Origin of the sequence: Chryseobacterium sp. Leaf201, assembly GCF_001421435.1 — a bacterium.
In the GTDB taxonomy this organism is placed as follows: Bacteria; Bacteroidota; Bacteroidia; order Flavobacteriales; family Weeksellaceae; genus Chryseobacterium.
Genome location: NZ_LMKA01000120.1, coordinates 1 through 15,724, shown reverse-complemented (window position 1 = coordinate 15,724; position 15,724 = coordinate 1). Strand labels below are relative to the sequence as shown.

Here is a 15,724-nt window from a genome sequence, read left to right as displayed (position 1 = left end):
CAAATTTAATATAATTTTCTAAATATAAAAATTTTAGAGTAAATTTGTAAAAAAATAGCTTGAAAAGAGAAATTAAGACCACCAATGACGGCAGCAAAACATTGTTTATCAATGATTTAAATGAAAACTACCATTCACATCACGGAGCCCTTCAGGAAGCGGAACATGTGTTTATTAAAAATGGACTTATTCTTATCTATGATTATGAAATTAATATTTTAGAACTCGGTTTTGGAACAGGTTTGAATGTTTTGGTAACAATTAATGAATATTTAAAAACTGACAAAAATCATATCATTAATTATTTTTCTCTTGAGAAATATCCCATAAATGAATCTGAAATGAATGATCTGGCGTATTTCGAGCTCTTTGATAACCCTGAATTCAAAAATATTTATCATAAAATTCATCAGGCAGATTGGGAAAAACCCGTTGAAATTGTTAAAGGTTTTCATCTGAAAAAAATACAGTGTGACTTTTTCGACCTGAAAAACATAGACTTACCTAAAATCAACCTCGTTTATTACGACTGCTTCGGAGCACGCGTGCAGCCTGACCTTTGGGAAAAACCCCTGTTTGAGATGGTTGCTTCTACAATGGCGATTAACGGACTGTTAACAACCTACGCTTCAAAAGGCAGTGTCAGGAGAATATTGCAGGAACTTAATTTTAAAGTGGAAAAGAAGCAGGGACCGCCGGGAAAAAGGGAAATGATTAATGCTGTAAAGCTGGAAGTCTGAGAATTTGCATCTTAAGACAATTGGCAGTAAACTTCCATCATCCATCTTCAGACATGCATCCTTTTTTCAGCAAAAATCACTAAATTAGCTTTACAAAATAGTATATATGATAGATAAGATCAACGTCAGGGTATACGCATGTGCTGTAAAGGATAAAAAAGTCCTGACCTTATTTGAGGAATACGCTGGTGAGCCTCTGATGAAATTCCCCGGAGGCGGACTGGAATTCGGTGAAGGGATAACAGACTGTTTACACCGGGAATTTGATGAAGAACTGAATGTAAAGATTGAAGTAGTGGAACACCTGTACACACAGGAACATTTTCTGGTTTCCCGTTTCAGGGAAAATGAGCAGCTGCTCACTATCTATTATATCGTCAATATTGTTAATGAAGAAGATTTCCTGATCATGGATCCCTGTATTGAAAAAACGGAATGGGTGGAAATAGACAGGACTGACAATCCATTTCCTCTCCCTGTTGACAAAATTGTTTTTGACAGGCTGAAAGAAAAATTCCTGTAAACAAAGCCTACAGGAATTTTTCTTATACTATATTATAATTACTTATAAATTTTAAAATCTTTTGCGCCGGGATAAGGCTGCAGGTATCCGGAATTCCAGTTAGACTGCAGTAGGGATTCCAGGTACTGGTCTGTTCGGTTTGCATGGGGGTCATATTTATCCTTAAGATCAATATCCGCCATTTTTCCTTTTACATTCCACCAGAAAGCGCTCCAGCCGCCTCTCAGTTCTTTAATAATTTCATATACATTCTTTCCGGTTGCCCGGTTCATCAGCTTTGCAAAGACCTGGCCTTCCGTTGTGGTAAGGTCCCTCAGCTGCTTTTCGTACTGATCAGCCAGCATATTCTGCCTGTCCCTCACATATTTCTTCTTTGCTTTACTATCCATATCATTCATATCCTTCTGGATATCCCTGTACTGCTGAAGGGCCGTTACAAATAAAGGATATACCCTGTAGAGCTTTTTATTCAGGAAATAGTAGTAATTTCTGTCAAGCTGGTTATTGAATTTCGGTTTGTTGACCAGGACCAGTTCATCCATTACCACCACGGTTTCCCCGTTGATCTCGTACACCTTCATTTTCTGGCGTTCGTCGTAGTAATATTTTTTTCCGAACTCATCCGTTTTCAGCAGTTCCTGCGGGTATTGGCTCAGCGGAACAGCAATCACAGAATCCTTCTGACCGAAAACACTCATCCCCAAAAAGAAAAGAAAAAGACCTGTAATCTTGTTAAATTTCATTATTTTTACACCTATTATAACGAAAATTAAACGCAAAAATCATTCCTTTTTTATGAAATTTGATAAGAAATCTTTGAAATTTTTAGAAAAATATTTAAATACATCATCTCCTACCGGTTATGAGCATGAAGGGCAGAAAGTATGGATGGATTATATCAGGCCTTATGTTGATGCCGTTGAAGTAGATCATTACGGAACCTGCTACGGGATCATCAATCCGGAAGCTGAATTTAAAGTAGTGATTGAAGCCCATGCGGATGAAATTTCCTGGTATGTAAATTACATCACGGATGACGGTTTGATCTACGTGATCCGGAACGGAGGATCCGACCAGACCATCGCACCTTCAAAAGTAGTACATATCCACGGGGAAAAAGGAATTGTAAAAGGTGTTTTCGGATGGCCGGCTATCCATACAAGAGGAACCCAGAATGAACCTGTTCCTAAAATTGAGAATATCTTTATCGACTGCGGTGCTGTTTCTAAACAGGAAGTGGAAGAGATGGGAATTTATGTAGGATGCATGATTACCTATCCCGATGAATTTTTTGAAATGAACGACCGGTATTTTGTCTGCCGTGCACTGGATAACCGGATCGGAGGATTTATGATTGCCGAAGTAGCCAGGCTTTTAAGTGAAAATAAAAACAGCATCCCGTTCGGGCTTTATATTACCAATTCGGTTCAGGAAGAAGTCGGTTTGTACGGAGCTGATATGATTGCGGACACCATCAAGCCCAATATCGCCATTGTTACTGACGTTACCCATGACACCACCACTCCGATGATTGAAAAGAAAAAGGAGGGTGACCAGAAATGCGGTGACGGACCGGTAGTATTTTTTGCGCCAAGCGTACATCACATCATCCGCGAACTGATTATCGAAACGGCTAAAACCAAAAACATCCCTTTCCAGAGAGCGGCAGCCAGCAGGGCAACCGGAACGGATACCGATGCTTTTGCCCATTCAAACGGAGGTGTGCCGAGTGCACTTATTTCACTGCCTTTGCGGTATATGCATACAACAGTGGAAATAGTTTCCAAAGAAGATGTTGGAAATGTAATTAAGCTTATTTATGAAACCCTTCTGAGCATCCAGCCTGAAATGAAACTGAAATATCACTAAAGATGATGAGATATCAGATACCAGACTTAATAATGTACATTAGAAATTTCAAGCCTGAAATCTGATATCTCTTATCTTAAAATCTTATAAAAAGTAAAAATGAAAACAAAGCTTATTGCTCCTTCCCTTTTAGCCGCAGACTTCGGGAACCTGCAGAGAGATATTGAAATGGTCAACAATTCACAGGCCGACTGGTTCCATATCGACGTGATGGACGGCCGGTTTGTTCCCAATATCTCATTCGGTTTTCCGGTGATGAAAACCGTTCAGCAGCATGCCAAAAAGTTTGTAGACGTACACCTGATGATCGTAGAACCGGACAAGTATGTTGAAGAGTTCATCAACCACGGCGCAGACCTGGTTTCTGTTCATTATGAAGCCTGTACACACCTTCACAGAACCATTCACCACATCCAAAGCCTGGGGGCAAAGGCAGGTGTTGTTTTAAACCCTTCCACTCCGGTGCTGATGCTGGAAGATATTATTGCTGATCTTGACCTGGTATTGCTGATGAGTGTAAACCCCGGATTCGGAGGCCAGAAATTCATTGAAAATACCTATAAAAAAATCGCTGAAACAAAAGATCTGATTTTAAGCAATAATTCTACTGCACTGATTGAAATTGACGGTGGCGTAAACCTTGACAATGCAGCAAAGCTTTTTGAAGCGGGTGCTGATGTCCTGGTTGCAGGAAATGCTGTATTCTCTGCAGAAAGCCCGGAAAGAACAATTGAATTATTAAAGATTTAATTAATTATCAGATCTGTTTAAACACACTTTAATTAATTCTGTTAAAATACATAAAAAGGCAGCTAAAATAATTTAGCTGCCTTACTCTTTCTGGAAATCTGAGCCTTTAATGGTTATTAGTTTTGAACATTTTAATGCTTAAATCTCCTGTTCTAATGCTGATGTAAAGATGCGAAAAAAGCATGTACCACGCATCCGTAGAAATACGGAATTTGAAAATATGGTATTTCTACGGATACCTTTTTTATTAAAATAGCCGGTCAGTGAAACTTTCAAAACCCTTTCTAACACTCAACTTTAATATGGATTCCATTTCTTAACGATCTGAGAAGCCGTGTGGATCATTTCGGGATCCCAGTTGTGCATCTTAAAATAATGGAATGCGTAATTCCTGATGGTTTCAGGATCCTGAGACTCAAATAAAAATTTATTAAGGTTTTTCTGGTCATCAAACAGCAGCAGGTTTTCCATCGGATCCGTTAGAACCCTATTTTTCTTTTTCCATTGATGCTGTAAATTTTCTTTCGGGTCTGAATTATCTATGATCTGTTTTACTTTTTTAAAGTCACGGAGAAAATTTTGCTTATCTGATTCAGTTTTTATCGTATGCCCTAATCTTTCGATAATAATATATTCTAAATGGCTGCAGCGTGATATCACATCGGGCAGAATATCAAACAGTTCCTGCGGAATCTCATCATCATGGGTATCTCTCCGGATCCTTTTATTTTTGGTATAGATACTGTTTTCCCAACTCCCACCGGACAGGTGGATTTCTTTTACCTTTTCCAGGGGATAGAGATTAACCAGCTCCATGATCTCCATATTAAAATTTGAAGCCTGGCAATATATATTATGAAGGTCTAAAATCACAAACCCGTCGATATCTTCAATCAGCCGGTACAGAAACTCACCCTGTTCGCTGACATCGTCAGACGAGAAAGAAAAAGCAAGGTTTTCAATACCTATGGGAACTTCCACAACATCCTGGAGGCGCAGAAGCCGGTCTTTTCCTATTTTTAAAAGTTCAGGATGCAGAGGAACGGGTAACGGAACTCCCTGATGGAAGTTTTCCGTATTCATAAAACCGAAATGTTCGGTGATATGATTATAGCTGCGCCTATCAGTTTCAGCTTTAAGTTTCTGAAGCCACACATCCTGCCGTTCAGTCCATTTCGCATCAAATAGCGAATAGTAGACTCCATGGCCCAGCAGCCTTTTATGATCAGAATAAAAATTAAGCAAATCAGCAAGCCATTGGGGCTCATCAACAGTATAAAAAGTATCGAATGACCATTCGAGAACATCAATTCCGCTGCTTTCCAGTAACGGAAGAATGGCAGAAACAAAATCTGCCTCCGCCATCATTGACACGCCTAATAATAGTTGCCTTTTCATTATCCCATTCCGCAGGCAGGACAGGATCCGTAGTTCCTGATCACTGTATCCTTTTTAGCGATTGGCTGAGGGTTGTTTATTTTAGCCGTTTTAACTTTGCTGGTTTTCTTCACTGTTTTTTTAGTTGTTTTTACAACGGGCCTGGTAGTCTGAGCCGTTACTGTTGCCGTAAGCAGGCTTGCCATAAGTAATGCCGGGATTTTCATATTGTTTTATTTTTACTTTATTAAATGTTACAACAATTGTTCCTTAAAATACCACATTAAAATATCAGTTCACGAAAACTGAGATATACCGTAAGCTTATTGTTGATTTTTAAAGATATGAATAATGAAGAGCCTGTTTTACTTATTTCGTAAAATAATTTCTTGATTGCCCTAATCCCAAGGTTCACCTTAGCCAGAAATAAATGATTTTCAGAGCTTTAATAAATATTATAGTGTAATGAACTTAATTTAAACTGTATCTAACGATATGGATACAAAAAAATCCGGAGAATATTCTCCGGATCCTGTATTTTAAAGCTGATGATTTCTTAGAAAATCTCTCTTCCTGAAAAATGGAACTGAGCTTCGATAAGCGCATTCTCATCAGAGTCAGAACCGTGAACGGCATTTTCTCCGATGCTTCTTGCAAACATTTTTCTGATAGTCCCCTCTGCAGCATCTGCAGGGTTAGTAGAACCGATTAAAATCCTGAAGTCTTCAACCGCATTGTCTTTTTCTAAAACGGCAGCTACAATTGGACCTGAACTCATGAAATCTACCAATTCTCCGTAGAAAGGTCTTTCTGCATGTACTTCATAGAATTTTTTAGCATCAGCAACCGTAAGCTGAGTTAATTTTAAAGCTTTGATTTTGAATCCGCCTTCTGAGATTTTACCCAATATAGCACCGATATGTCCGTCTGCAACTGCATCAGGCTTGATCATTGTGAATGTAATGTTAGACATAAAATTTATATTTTTTTAATGGCGCAAAAATACAAAAAAAATCCTTTCCTGTCGTTTAAATTAATTTTAACGCAAAATAACATATATTAACTAATGTTAACATTTGTTTTGGCACAAAAGTTGTTACTACTAATTCGATTCTCATGTTTAATTTGAGTTTTCATGGTTATTAGTTTTTACCCAGCTTCGGCTGGGTTTTTTTATGCCTTATTTTATCAGTTATGTTGATTGGCTTTATTGATAGAAATACACATTCTTTCTTCATGTAAAATATGAAGAGCCGTAAATGAATAAAGTGTTGAGGATTATTTTTGGGCAGTTTCTTCCGCCTCTTCCATCAGCTTGATGTAGGTAGCATATCTGGAATGCTGGATCTCCCCTGTTTCCAAAGCATCCAGGACGGCGCATTTCGGTTCATTGATATGCATACAGTTGTGGAATTTGCATTCTTTTCTTTTCCTGAAAATTTCCGGGAAATAGTGCTGTACTTCTTCCTTTTCAATGTCGATCATGGCAAATTCCCGTACACCGGGCGTGTCAATAACATTTCCACCAAAGTCCCAGAAGTGCATCTGTGCAAAAGTAGTGGTGTGCTTTCCTTTTAAATGGGTGTCGGAAATTTCAGAGGTTTTCAGGTTCAGTCCGGGCTGTAATGCATTGACCAATGTCGATTTCCCACAACCGGAATGCCCGAAGAATACGGAGGTCTTGTCTTTTACAATATCCTGCAGCTGCTCCAGGTTTAATCTGGAATAGGAAGAAATTTCAAGGGAGTCATACCCTATCTCCTGATAAAGGAATTGTATGTCTTTTACGATTTCAATTTCCTCTTCGTGCAGGACATCAATTTTATTAAAAAGAATAATCGGCTTGATGTTGTAGGCTTCACAGCACGCCAGGAACCGGTCTAAAAAACCAAGTGAGGTTTCAGGATGTTTCAGGGTAAAGATAAAACAGGCCAGATCTATATTGGAAGCGATGATGTGTGCTTCTTTTGAAAGGTTCACAGATTTTCTGATCAGGTAATTCTTCCGGGAATCGATTTTTGTAATCCAGGCAACATCGTCCTGTTCCAGCTGAAATTCCACAAAATCTCCTACCGCAAGAGGATTCGTAAGCCTGGTTTTAATTAATTTAAATTTCCCGCGAATTCTTGCTTCAAAAACTTTACCGGATTCCGAATCCAAAACCTGATACCAGCTTCCTGTGGATTTAATGACTTTTCCTTTCATATCGTAAGATCATACAAATATAAGAAATTAGGGCTTAGAAATAAGGGGAAAAATTCCTTACTTCCAGGCCCTGCTCTCTCAACATTTATCTGTTGATCATAATATTATTCTGAACTTCAATAGATTCTTCATGAATGGTCTTGAAAACCCTTTCAATAAACTCCTTGGACATTCCTGTTTCACCCGCTTTCTGGTCAGCGTATTCCCGGATTACTTTCCACCGTTCCGGCTGGAAGATCGCGATGTCATTTTCTTTTTTAAGCTTACCGATCCGCTCTGAAATTTTCATCCTTTGGGAAAGAAGCTCGATCAGCTGGAAATCAATATCGGAAATCAGTGTTCTGTGTCTGCCCATCTCGCCTTCAAATTCAGCCAGATCAGTATTTCTTACTTTTAAATTGCCGATTAATGTTGCCAGGACTTCCGGTGTAATCTGCTGTGCGGCATCGCTCCATGCTTCATCCGGATTGCTGTGGGTTTCAATCATTGCACCCTGGTAGCCCACGTTCAGGGCTTCCTGTGTGATATCGGCCAGTCCGGTCCTGTTTCCGCAAATATGGGAAGGGTCAATAATCATCGGAATATCGGGAAACTGGCTCTTAAAATCAAGGGCAATCTGCCAGTTCGGGTTATTTCTGTATTTGGTCTTCTGGTAGGTAGAAAACCCTCTGTGGATCACCCCCAGTTTCTTAATATCCTGTCCCAAAAGCCTTTCCAGTGCTCCAATCCATAAAGCAAGATCCGGATTTACCGGGTTTTTAACCAGAACCGTCTTATCTGTCCCTTTCAAAGCCATGGCTATTTCCTGAACGGTAAACGGATTTACGGTAGAACGCGCCCCGATCCACAAGACATCAACATCTGCTTCAAGCGCAGCAAAAACGTGATGGGCATTGGCCACTTCCGTTGCAGTCTTAAACCCGTATTCTTCTTTTACTTTTTTCAGCCAGTTTAATCCGATGACGCCTACGCCTTCAAACCCGTTGGGCTTAGTGCGGGGCTTCCAGATTCCTGCACGGAAAATCGGAACCTGTGCATGGGTTTCCCTGATTCTTTTTGCCGTTTCCAGCATCTGAGATTCACTTTCTGCACTGCATGGCCCGGCGATCATCAGGGGCTGTGGAAATTCATTGATCCAGTCGTTCTGTAATTCTTTTAAATCCATTATTTCTTGTTTTTTTTGATTGGTTGAGTTATATCCATAGGAACGGCATTATAAAGTTACTTTATAATTCTTTTCAAAAAATACCGTTAAATTTAATTATTAAGGAAACAGGAATTGGGAAGGTCTCGGTTATTCCTGTTTATTTTTTGGAAAGAAATTCAGTTAGCAGTACCAATAATAAAATTGATAATGGTTTCTGAAATTTCTAAAACAGGCAGGTACAAAGCTGAAATAACCGCTTAAAAAATAAGCGGGTTGAAAAAGAGACACATATGGATTTATTGAATTTCCCATTGCAGAACGTCTGTTTTCAGCTTTTCTGTTTGTTTATTTGTCCGGAACTGATTTTCCGGACGGTTAATTATCTGACAAATATATAAAATTTATTTAATAAAGCGATTTTCTGATACATTAAGTTTGTTAAGTCGGCACAAAGCATGTTAATGAAAGACATTCTATCTGCTATACATCCTTAACAGCAGATCACATTACGTTAAATCAAACCGCATCAGGTCATCAAGATCTTTAAGCAACGGATTTTTTTCCGCGAATTTTTCAAAAATCTTCCTTTTGGTCATTACCTCGATCTTCAGGTTCTCTATGTCTCTCTGATACAGAATTTCAATGGAAAAGTTATGGACCTTTGTTTTAAAATGATTGAAAAACTCCCTGCTTATTTTATCGAACTCCGCCTTGGCAGAATCAGACGGGAACAGCACGGTAATCTGATGCTCATCAGATTTAACCATTTTGAATGTTTTAACCGCATTGAAAACAATGGTATTCTTTTTCTGAAGCTGCTTCAGGAACAGGTTCCATTCCATTTGAAGGTCGGTTTCAGTAAAATGGCTTTGCGGAAGGTTTTCTTCTTTTACAGACTGTACCTCTTCCTGTTTGGGCTGATCTTCCTTATTTAAAAAAGCATTAATACTGAAGCCTGAAGAAATTCCCTGTCTGGATAACGGTTTTGTTGTTTTTTTGATTTCATTTTCTGCGGGAGCAGCATGCTGGATTACAGCCGGTTTTTCCTGAATAACGCCTTCCGGTTTTTTCTCCTGTGGTTTCTCAGCAACCTTTACTTCCCCGCTGTCACTGACAGCCGGAGGTAATATTATGAACTTTTTTTTTTAGAAACGTCTGAATGGACAGTCAGCGAAGCCAGTTGCATCAGTGCAATCTCTACGGTAAGCCTTGGGTTTTTGGAGTTTTTGTAATTGATATCCGCATGGTTACAGATTTCAATAGCGTCAATTAACTGCTGGGCATTCCAGTTCTGTGCCTGCTGTACAAACTTGGCTTTTGTCTGTTCCCCTACTTCAATCAGATCAATGGTAGAAGGATTCTGTGCCATCATCAGATCTCTGAAATGGTTGCCTAGGCCGGCAATAAATATATGGGAATCAAAGCCTTTTTTTACAATCTCGTTAAATGCAAAGAGTACGTCAGGGATTTTATTTTCCTTAGCGAAATCTACAATTTTAAGATACTGGTCGTAATCCAGGATATTCAGCACTTCTGCTGCTTTTTCCAGGGTAATATTCTTTTGGGAGAACGTAGACAGCCTGTCGAAAATAGACAGTGCATCCCTTAAGGCACCGTCTGCTTTCTGGGCAATCAGGTACAGGGCATCATCTTCATACTGAATCTGCTCTTTCAGGGCAATTTCTCTCAGGTGTCCCTGGATCCCTTCTATGGTAATCCTTTTGAAATCATAGATCTGACAACGGGATAAGATCGTAGGAATAATCTTATGCTTTTCCGTGGTTGCCAGGATAAATATAGCATGCGCGGGCGGCTCTTCAAGGGTCTTCAGGAACGCGTTAAATGCGGCGGAAGAAAGCATGTGCACCTCATCGATGATATACACTTTATAAGTGCCGACCTGCGGAGCGAAACGTACCTGGTCAATCAGTTCCCTGATGTCATCTACCGAGTTATTGGAAGCTGCATCCAGCTCATAGATATTGTAGGCAAACCCGTCTTCTGAGACGGATCCGTCTTTTTCATTGATCTTCCTTGCGAGGATCCTTGCGCAGGTGGTTTTCCCTACGCCTCTCGGCCCGCAGAACAGCAAAGCCTGGGCCAGCTGGTTTTCTTTGATTGCATGCTCTAAGGTATCTGTAATGTGCGATTGCCCAACAACAGTGTCAAACTCCTGTGGACGATACTTTCTTGCAGATACGATAAAATTTTCCATTGCCCAAAAGTAAGAAATATAGTTCTAATCTGAAAATGAAAAGTTTTCAAATTATCAACAAAAAACTTACCTCTCGGTCAATAGGAAAATTTTTTCGTTTTATTTTTCTTCGTAGGCAAAATCAATAATCTCAACGATTGCTTTTTCAATTTCTTTTCTGCCTTCGTCTGTTTTCAGGTCAATCCCGCAGAATTTACTGGCATTGTATCCTGTATAAAGGTTCAGATAATATGATCCTGAAACAAGAAGTGCGGCAATGGCACGGTATCTTATGGACTTATCTTTAAAATGCGGATCAATAATATTGGTAAAAAGCATTTCCCCGATATCTTCTCTGTCATCGGCTACCTTTTTCAGGATCGGCTTGCTTTCTGAAAGTCCCCAAAGGATAATTTTCTGAAGCTCCTTATTTCTTTTAACATGCTCATACTGATTCAGGATGGCTACTTTTGATAATTCCTTACCGCCGTCTGATATATCAACCTCAACACCTTCCTGGTTCATTTTGCTCCAGTAATCCTGTGATCTGATGTATTCGTCTATAAGTTTTTCGGTACTTCCGAAATATTCATAGATCAGTTTTTTATCAAAACCGGCAACTGCGGCTATTTTACTTACTTTTAATCCGGAATAGCCTCTTGTTTTTAAAATCTTCCCTACTGCAGCAAGCAGTTTTTGTTTTGTTTTTTCTTTATCCCTTATCGGTCCCTGTACAACTTTTCTAGGCATTTTATTATTTTTTCGCAATATGCAACTTTTTATTGATATCCTCAAATGCATTGAGTGTTTTATCAAGATGTTCTCTTTCATGGGTTGCCGTAACACTCATCCTGATACGGGCGTTTTTCCTTGCTACGGCAGGATAAATAATCGGATTTGCATAAATGCCGCGTTCAAGAAGCATTTTGCCTACATCACCGGTAATATGCGGGTCCCCGATTTTTACCGGTATCACCGCGGAACAGGTAGTCCCGGTATCCAGACCCATATCGTCCAGTCCTTTTTTAAAGTAATTGATATTTTCCCAAAGTTTTGCACGCCACTGCGGCTCTTCGTCGATCAGCTCAATAGCTTTGACAATACCCGTGGCGGAACCGGGAGGAGTGGTTGCAGAAAAAATCTGCTGACGGGACTGAAATCTTATAAACTCAGCCAGCCTTGCATTGGTAATTACATAACCGCCAAGGTTACCGAATGTCTTGCTGAATGTCCCGGTAATAATATCAATTTTATCCAGCAGTCCCGGATCTTCAAGGGTTCCCCGGCCTGTCTTTCCAACAATACCGACTCCATGCACATCATCCACCATTAAATAGGCATTGTATTTTTTTACAAGCTTATACATTTCCTCTACCGGGGCAACATCCCCGTCCTGGGAATACACACCGTCTATCACCACAAGTTTTGTGCGGTACTGGTTTTCGGAAGTTTTTAAAATCTGTTCCAGCGCATCCAGATTATTATGGGGAAACGTCTTCCTGTTCGTGAGGATACACCCTTCATGTACACTGGCATGAACGGCCATATCTAAAATGGCAATATCTTCTTTCTGCAACAGGATCTGCAGCGTAGCACTGTTGGCCGTATACCCTGTTGTAAAAATAACGGCTTCATCTCTTGTTCTTCCGAAAAAAGAGGATATGGTATTTTCCAGATCATTGTGATAGGAATAGTATCCTCCGATCAGCGGAGTGGCAGCAGTACCGGTCCCGAATTTTTCTATCCCTTCCATGGCTGCCTGCTTTACCTTAGGGTGTTGCGTAAACCCTAGGTAATCACTTGTGACGAAGCTTATAAATTCTTTTGTTACGTTTTCCGAACCCACATTCATTATGGAACTGCAGCCTGTATTATTCTGCAGTCTGTAGTGGTGGCGTCCGTTTGATTTCATATAGTTTAAGAACTCTGAATATATATCTGCGCGCTCCATCATATCGAAGCCCGGAATATTTTCAAAATCTTTAAATGTTGCTGTTGAGAAGTTGATGTTCATCCTTAATTTGTTAGCTGTTAGGTATAACAAATATAAGATTATTTTGAAATAAAAATTCCAATATTTTTATTATGGAATTGATTTTTTATTAAATATTCTTAAATACATCTCATATTCGTAATTCAAGATTTATTTATTAATTAATAATTAAAAGTCTTCTTTTTATAATGAATTGATTAATCACTTATTATGAGACATTAGGTAATTTTCGGAAGGTTTCCGTTAAATGCCTCAACAGAATTTTTGACGTTGAGTTTTTTCAGGATGTTCTGGCGGTGCCTGCTCACGGTGTTAATACTGATTGAAAGCACATTTGCAATTTCCTTACTGGTAAGGCCCTCCCCTACATACTTCAGCACTTCCAGTTCTCTCGGCGACAGGATCGTTCTGTAATCAAATTTATCTTCCGCAACAACCTCTCCTTTTACTGTGTTGATTATTAAAAATTCCGGCAGCAGATTTTGTGAGCGCTCTGCGATCCGGTCATACAGGCAAAGAGCAAATCTCAGCTTACCTGTATCGGGAGAATAAAAATAAAACATCCGGTGCCGGATCCACTGATAGATGCCATTCTTATCACACAGCCTCATTCTTGAAACTACGCAAAACGATGAACGTTCATCCTGTCCGGTTTCTTCCAGCATTTTGAAAAACCTCAGTTCATGAACATATTTTTTCATCCGGTCATCGGGATGGATTTTCATCAGGATTTCTTCTTCCCAGATCGAATTGATTACTGTAGGGTTTTCCGGAAAATTAAGGCCCAGTCCGGATGCGGTTCCGGAAGTAAAGATATAACTTGTGTTCATCTGCATATCACTTAATACCGCTATGGAATTCTCTGTGCGGACATAAGCCAAAGCAATATTTTTATAAACCTCCAAATCCATCCGGCATCTTTTATCCTTTGCCCGGCTCTTCAGAAGCGTCTTATTCAGTGTTTCTACAATCGTCATAAAATGGTTATTTATCAGTATTGGACAGGACCTGTTTTTAATTATACATTTGCTAAAATAACAATAATTACACGCAGTGTATTCATCAGACAAGAATAATGAAGAGAATATTTTTAAGTTTTTGTGCGTTAGGCATCATCAGTAAAAGCATGGGACAGACATTGGAAAAAATGACATGGTTCAATGAACCTGAGAAGTGGGAAATCAAAAACAACAGTTTATCCATGTTCGTTACGCCGCAGAGCGACTACTGGAGGATTTCACATTACGGTTTCACGGTGGATGACGCTCCATTCTTATACACTACGTACGGAGGCGAATTTGAAGCCAAGGTAAAAATCACGGGAAATTACAAAGTGCGTTTTGACCAGATGGGCATGATGCTGAGAATAGACAAGGAAAACTACATAAAAGCCGGCGTTGAGTTTGTGGATGGAAAATATAATCTGAGTACCGTAGTTACACACAAAACCAGTGACTGGAGTGTGATTACTTTAGACAAGACGCCTTCTGCAGTATGGATAAAAGCCGTAAGAAGGCTTGATGCAGTGGAAATATTTTATTCTTTTGACGATAAAAACTACATCATGATGCGCAATGCCCATCTGCAGGACAATTCTCCGGTAATGGTGGGCCTTATGGCTGCATGCCCGGACGGAAACGGGTTCCAGGCGACATTCGAGAATTTTAAAGTAAAGCATCTGCCTGACGAGCGGCGCCTGAAATGGCTTGAAAATAATAAATAACCATGGAATCATTGAACAGATGATCTTCTGCCTCACTGTTGTGGGGCTTTTTTATTTTAAACATCTTGGTTTGAACTCCCGGTCTGATGAAAGCTTAGATTACAGTAAAAGCTTTATCAGCTACTTCATAAAAAACTATAAATCTGATGATACCACAAAAAAGGACAGATTATGAACTGACATATTGAAAATATATTACAATTTTATATGATTTTAATACATATATTTATTATTTTTAATATTATTAATTTTTTGGTTAGATATTTGAATTAGAAAATTTAACCGAAAACAGATTCATCAGTTTGAATCTAACACACCAATCATTAAAATAGTACATCATGGTAACGCACTTTATGTCTCCGAAGGACTGCCTGATCAGGGTTATGCAAAAGTCCTTCTCTATTCCCGTCAATGGTCTGTAATCATTATAATGAAGTGTCCTGAACTATTTCCAAATTTTTAAACTTTTACCGATCATGATTTTTGAAGATGAACATTCTGTATTACAGGATAGCCACAACCTTTCGTTTGTGAAAAACGTTATTAATTTCCACGGGGACAAATCTTTTATATTAAACTCTTTACAGAAAATAAAGAACAATACACTCTGTAAAATAAAGCGGAAAATCATCAATAAACTGATAAAAGACTATACCCGCCATCTGAATTATATTGAAAATGAAGACATCAATTCCAAGCCGGACAATTATGAACTGTCACCGGTATATGCCCGGCAGTCATACAATAAGGTAGTTAAGGAAAATGAATACCTCCAGAAAGTGATGACATTTTTAATGAATCAATAACAGCTTTTATTTCCTCCGGATCTATGACCAGAACAGTCAGCAGATCCGGGGGATTTCCTGTTTATCCTTCAGAATCCACTTGTGTAACCTACAGAAAGCCGGATATTCCGGATAAGACCAATTTCCCTGTAACTTTATAATTTTAGATGTATTATTATTCACTATTAATTTTATTTATTTCACCATTCTACTTTTTGATTCCATGTCCTTTTTGTAAGCCGTCTGCATCAATTAAATCACCTGAATTTGATTAAATGCTCTATTGCACAACTTGCAACATACCATATATGTACCACAAATTTAACTTTCATAAAATTCGCTTAGCAGTAAAACACGCTCAATAAATATTGAAAATCAGTAAATTAACTTAAATCACTCTATAATAATATTATTTCTA

General features: G+C 38.9%; 17 protein-coding genes. 6 read left to right on the top strand and 11 right to left on the bottom strand.

Going from position 1 to position 15,724, the window contains the following annotated elements:
- Positions 1–59 precede the first annotated feature (59 nt).
- Together mnmD and ASE55_RS17710 are read left to right on the top strand one after the other, a co-directional pair.
- Positions 60–740, top strand: coding sequence for a tRNA (5-methylaminomethyl-2-thiouridine)(34)-methyltransferase MnmD (gene mnmD, locus ASE55_RS17715; protein WP_056222828.1), 681 nt, complete (start codon positions 60–62; stop codon positions 738–740).
- A gap of 106 nt (positions 741–846) precedes the next feature.
- Entirely contained in the window at positions 847–1,263 is a 417-nt protein-coding gene (locus tag ASE55_RS17710; protein WP_056222824.1) for an NUDIX domain-containing protein, read from the top strand.
- A gap of 38 nt (positions 1,264–1,301) precedes the next feature.
- On the opposite strand, the gene ASE55_RS17705 is transcribed toward ASE55_RS17710, so the two are convergent.
- A complete protein-coding gene (locus ASE55_RS17705; protein WP_056222821.1) occupies positions 1,302–2,006 on the bottom strand; it encodes a DUF4294 domain-containing protein in 705 nt (234 codons plus the stop codon).
- A 52-nt stretch (positions 2,007–2,058) separates the two neighbouring features.
- Here ASE55_RS17705 and ASE55_RS17700 point away from each other — a divergent pair, with 52 nt between their 5' ends.
- Positions 2,059–3,132 (top strand): M42 family peptidase, encoded by a 1,074-nt coding sequence (locus tag ASE55_RS17700; protein ID WP_056222819.1) that lies wholly within the window; start codon positions 2,059–2,061, stop codon positions 3,130–3,132.
- A gap of 99 nt (positions 3,133–3,231) precedes the next feature.
- Entirely contained in the window at positions 3,232–3,882 is a 651-nt protein-coding gene (gene rpe / locus ASE55_RS17695; protein ID WP_056222818.1) for a ribulose-phosphate 3-epimerase, read from the top strand.
- Between the two features lie 297 nt (positions 3,883–4,179).
- Here rpe and ASE55_RS17690 read toward each other — a convergent pair whose 3' ends face one another.
- The 10 genes from ASE55_RS17690 to ASE55_RS17645 all read right to left on the bottom strand — a co-directional run bounded on the left by ASE55_RS17690 (position 4,180) and on the right by ASE55_RS17645 (position 13,775).
- Positions 4,180–5,280 carry a DUF692 family multinuclear iron-containing protein gene (locus ASE55_RS17690; protein WP_082474654.1) on the bottom strand — a complete coding sequence of 367 codons (1,101 nt, stop codon included), beginning with the start codon at positions 5,278–5,280 and terminating at the stop codon, positions 4,180–4,182.
- On the bottom strand, positions 5,280–5,486 hold the full coding sequence (locus ASE55_RS17685) for a hypothetical protein (RefSeq protein WP_056222812.1): 207 nt from the start codon (positions 5,484–5,486) through the stop codon (positions 5,280–5,282). The genes ASE55_RS17690 and ASE55_RS17685 overlap by 1 nt, the downstream gene beginning before the upstream one ends.
- 329 nt (positions 5,487–5,815) lie before the next feature.
- Positions 5,816–6,232, bottom strand: coding sequence for a nucleoside-diphosphate kinase (locus ASE55_RS17680; protein ID WP_056222811.1), 417 nt, complete (start codon positions 6,230–6,232; stop codon positions 5,816–5,818).
- A 305-nt stretch (positions 6,233–6,537) separates the two neighbouring features.
- On the bottom strand, positions 6,538–7,464 hold the full coding sequence (gene rsgA, locus ASE55_RS17675; protein WP_056222809.1) for a ribosome small subunit-dependent GTPase A: 927 nt from the start codon (positions 7,462–7,464) through the stop codon (positions 6,538–6,540).
- Between the two features lie 85 nt (positions 7,465–7,549).
- The gene (locus ASE55_RS17670; protein ID WP_056222807.1) at positions 7,550–8,629 is read right to left on the bottom strand and encodes a chorismate mutase; all 1,080 of its coding nucleotides are present in this window, start codon (positions 8,627–8,629) and stop codon (positions 7,550–7,552) included.
- Positions 8,630–9,117: 488 nt separating this feature from the next.
- The gene (locus ASE55_RS17665; protein WP_056222805.1) at positions 9,118–9,453 is read right to left on the bottom strand and encodes a hypothetical protein; all 336 of its coding nucleotides are present in this window, start codon (positions 9,451–9,453) and stop codon (positions 9,118–9,120) included.
- A 287-nt stretch (positions 9,454–9,740) separates the two neighbouring features.
- The gene (gene dnaX / locus ASE55_RS17660) at positions 9,741–10,826 is read right to left on the bottom strand and encodes a DNA polymerase III subunit gamma/tau (RefSeq protein WP_056222803.1); all 1,086 of its coding nucleotides are present in this window, start codon (positions 10,824–10,826) and stop codon (positions 9,741–9,743) included.
- A 99-nt stretch (positions 10,827–10,925) separates the two neighbouring features.
- Positions 10,926–11,555, bottom strand: coding sequence for a TetR/AcrR family transcriptional regulator (locus ASE55_RS17655; protein WP_056222801.1), 630 nt, complete (start codon positions 11,553–11,555; stop codon positions 10,926–10,928).
- 4 nt (positions 11,556–11,559) lie between these two features.
- Positions 11,560–12,819 carry an aminotransferase class I/II-fold pyridoxal phosphate-dependent enzyme gene (locus ASE55_RS17650; RefSeq protein WP_056222798.1) on the bottom strand — a complete coding sequence of 420 codons (1,260 nt, stop codon included), beginning with the start codon at positions 12,817–12,819 and terminating at the stop codon, positions 11,560–11,562.
- Between the two features lie 197 nt (positions 12,820–13,016).
- Complete coding sequence (locus ASE55_RS17645; RefSeq protein WP_056222795.1) at positions 13,017–13,775, bottom strand: response regulator transcription factor; 759 nt, start codon at positions 13,773–13,775, stop codon at positions 13,017–13,019.
- 98 nt (positions 13,776–13,873) lie between these two features.
- On the opposite strand from ASE55_RS17645, the gene ASE55_RS17640 reads away from it, so the two are divergent.
- Positions 13,874–14,521: a DUF1349 domain-containing protein gene (locus ASE55_RS17640; protein WP_056222792.1), complete on the top strand. Its 648-nt coding sequence runs from the start codon at positions 13,874–13,876 to the stop codon at positions 14,519–14,521.
- A gap of 476 nt (positions 14,522–14,997) precedes the next feature.
- Positions 14,998–15,327, top strand: a complete 330-nt coding sequence (locus tag ASE55_RS17630) for a hypothetical protein (protein ID WP_056222786.1) — start codon at positions 14,998–15,000, stop codon at positions 15,325–15,327.
- Positions 15,328–15,724 lie beyond the last annotated feature (397 nt).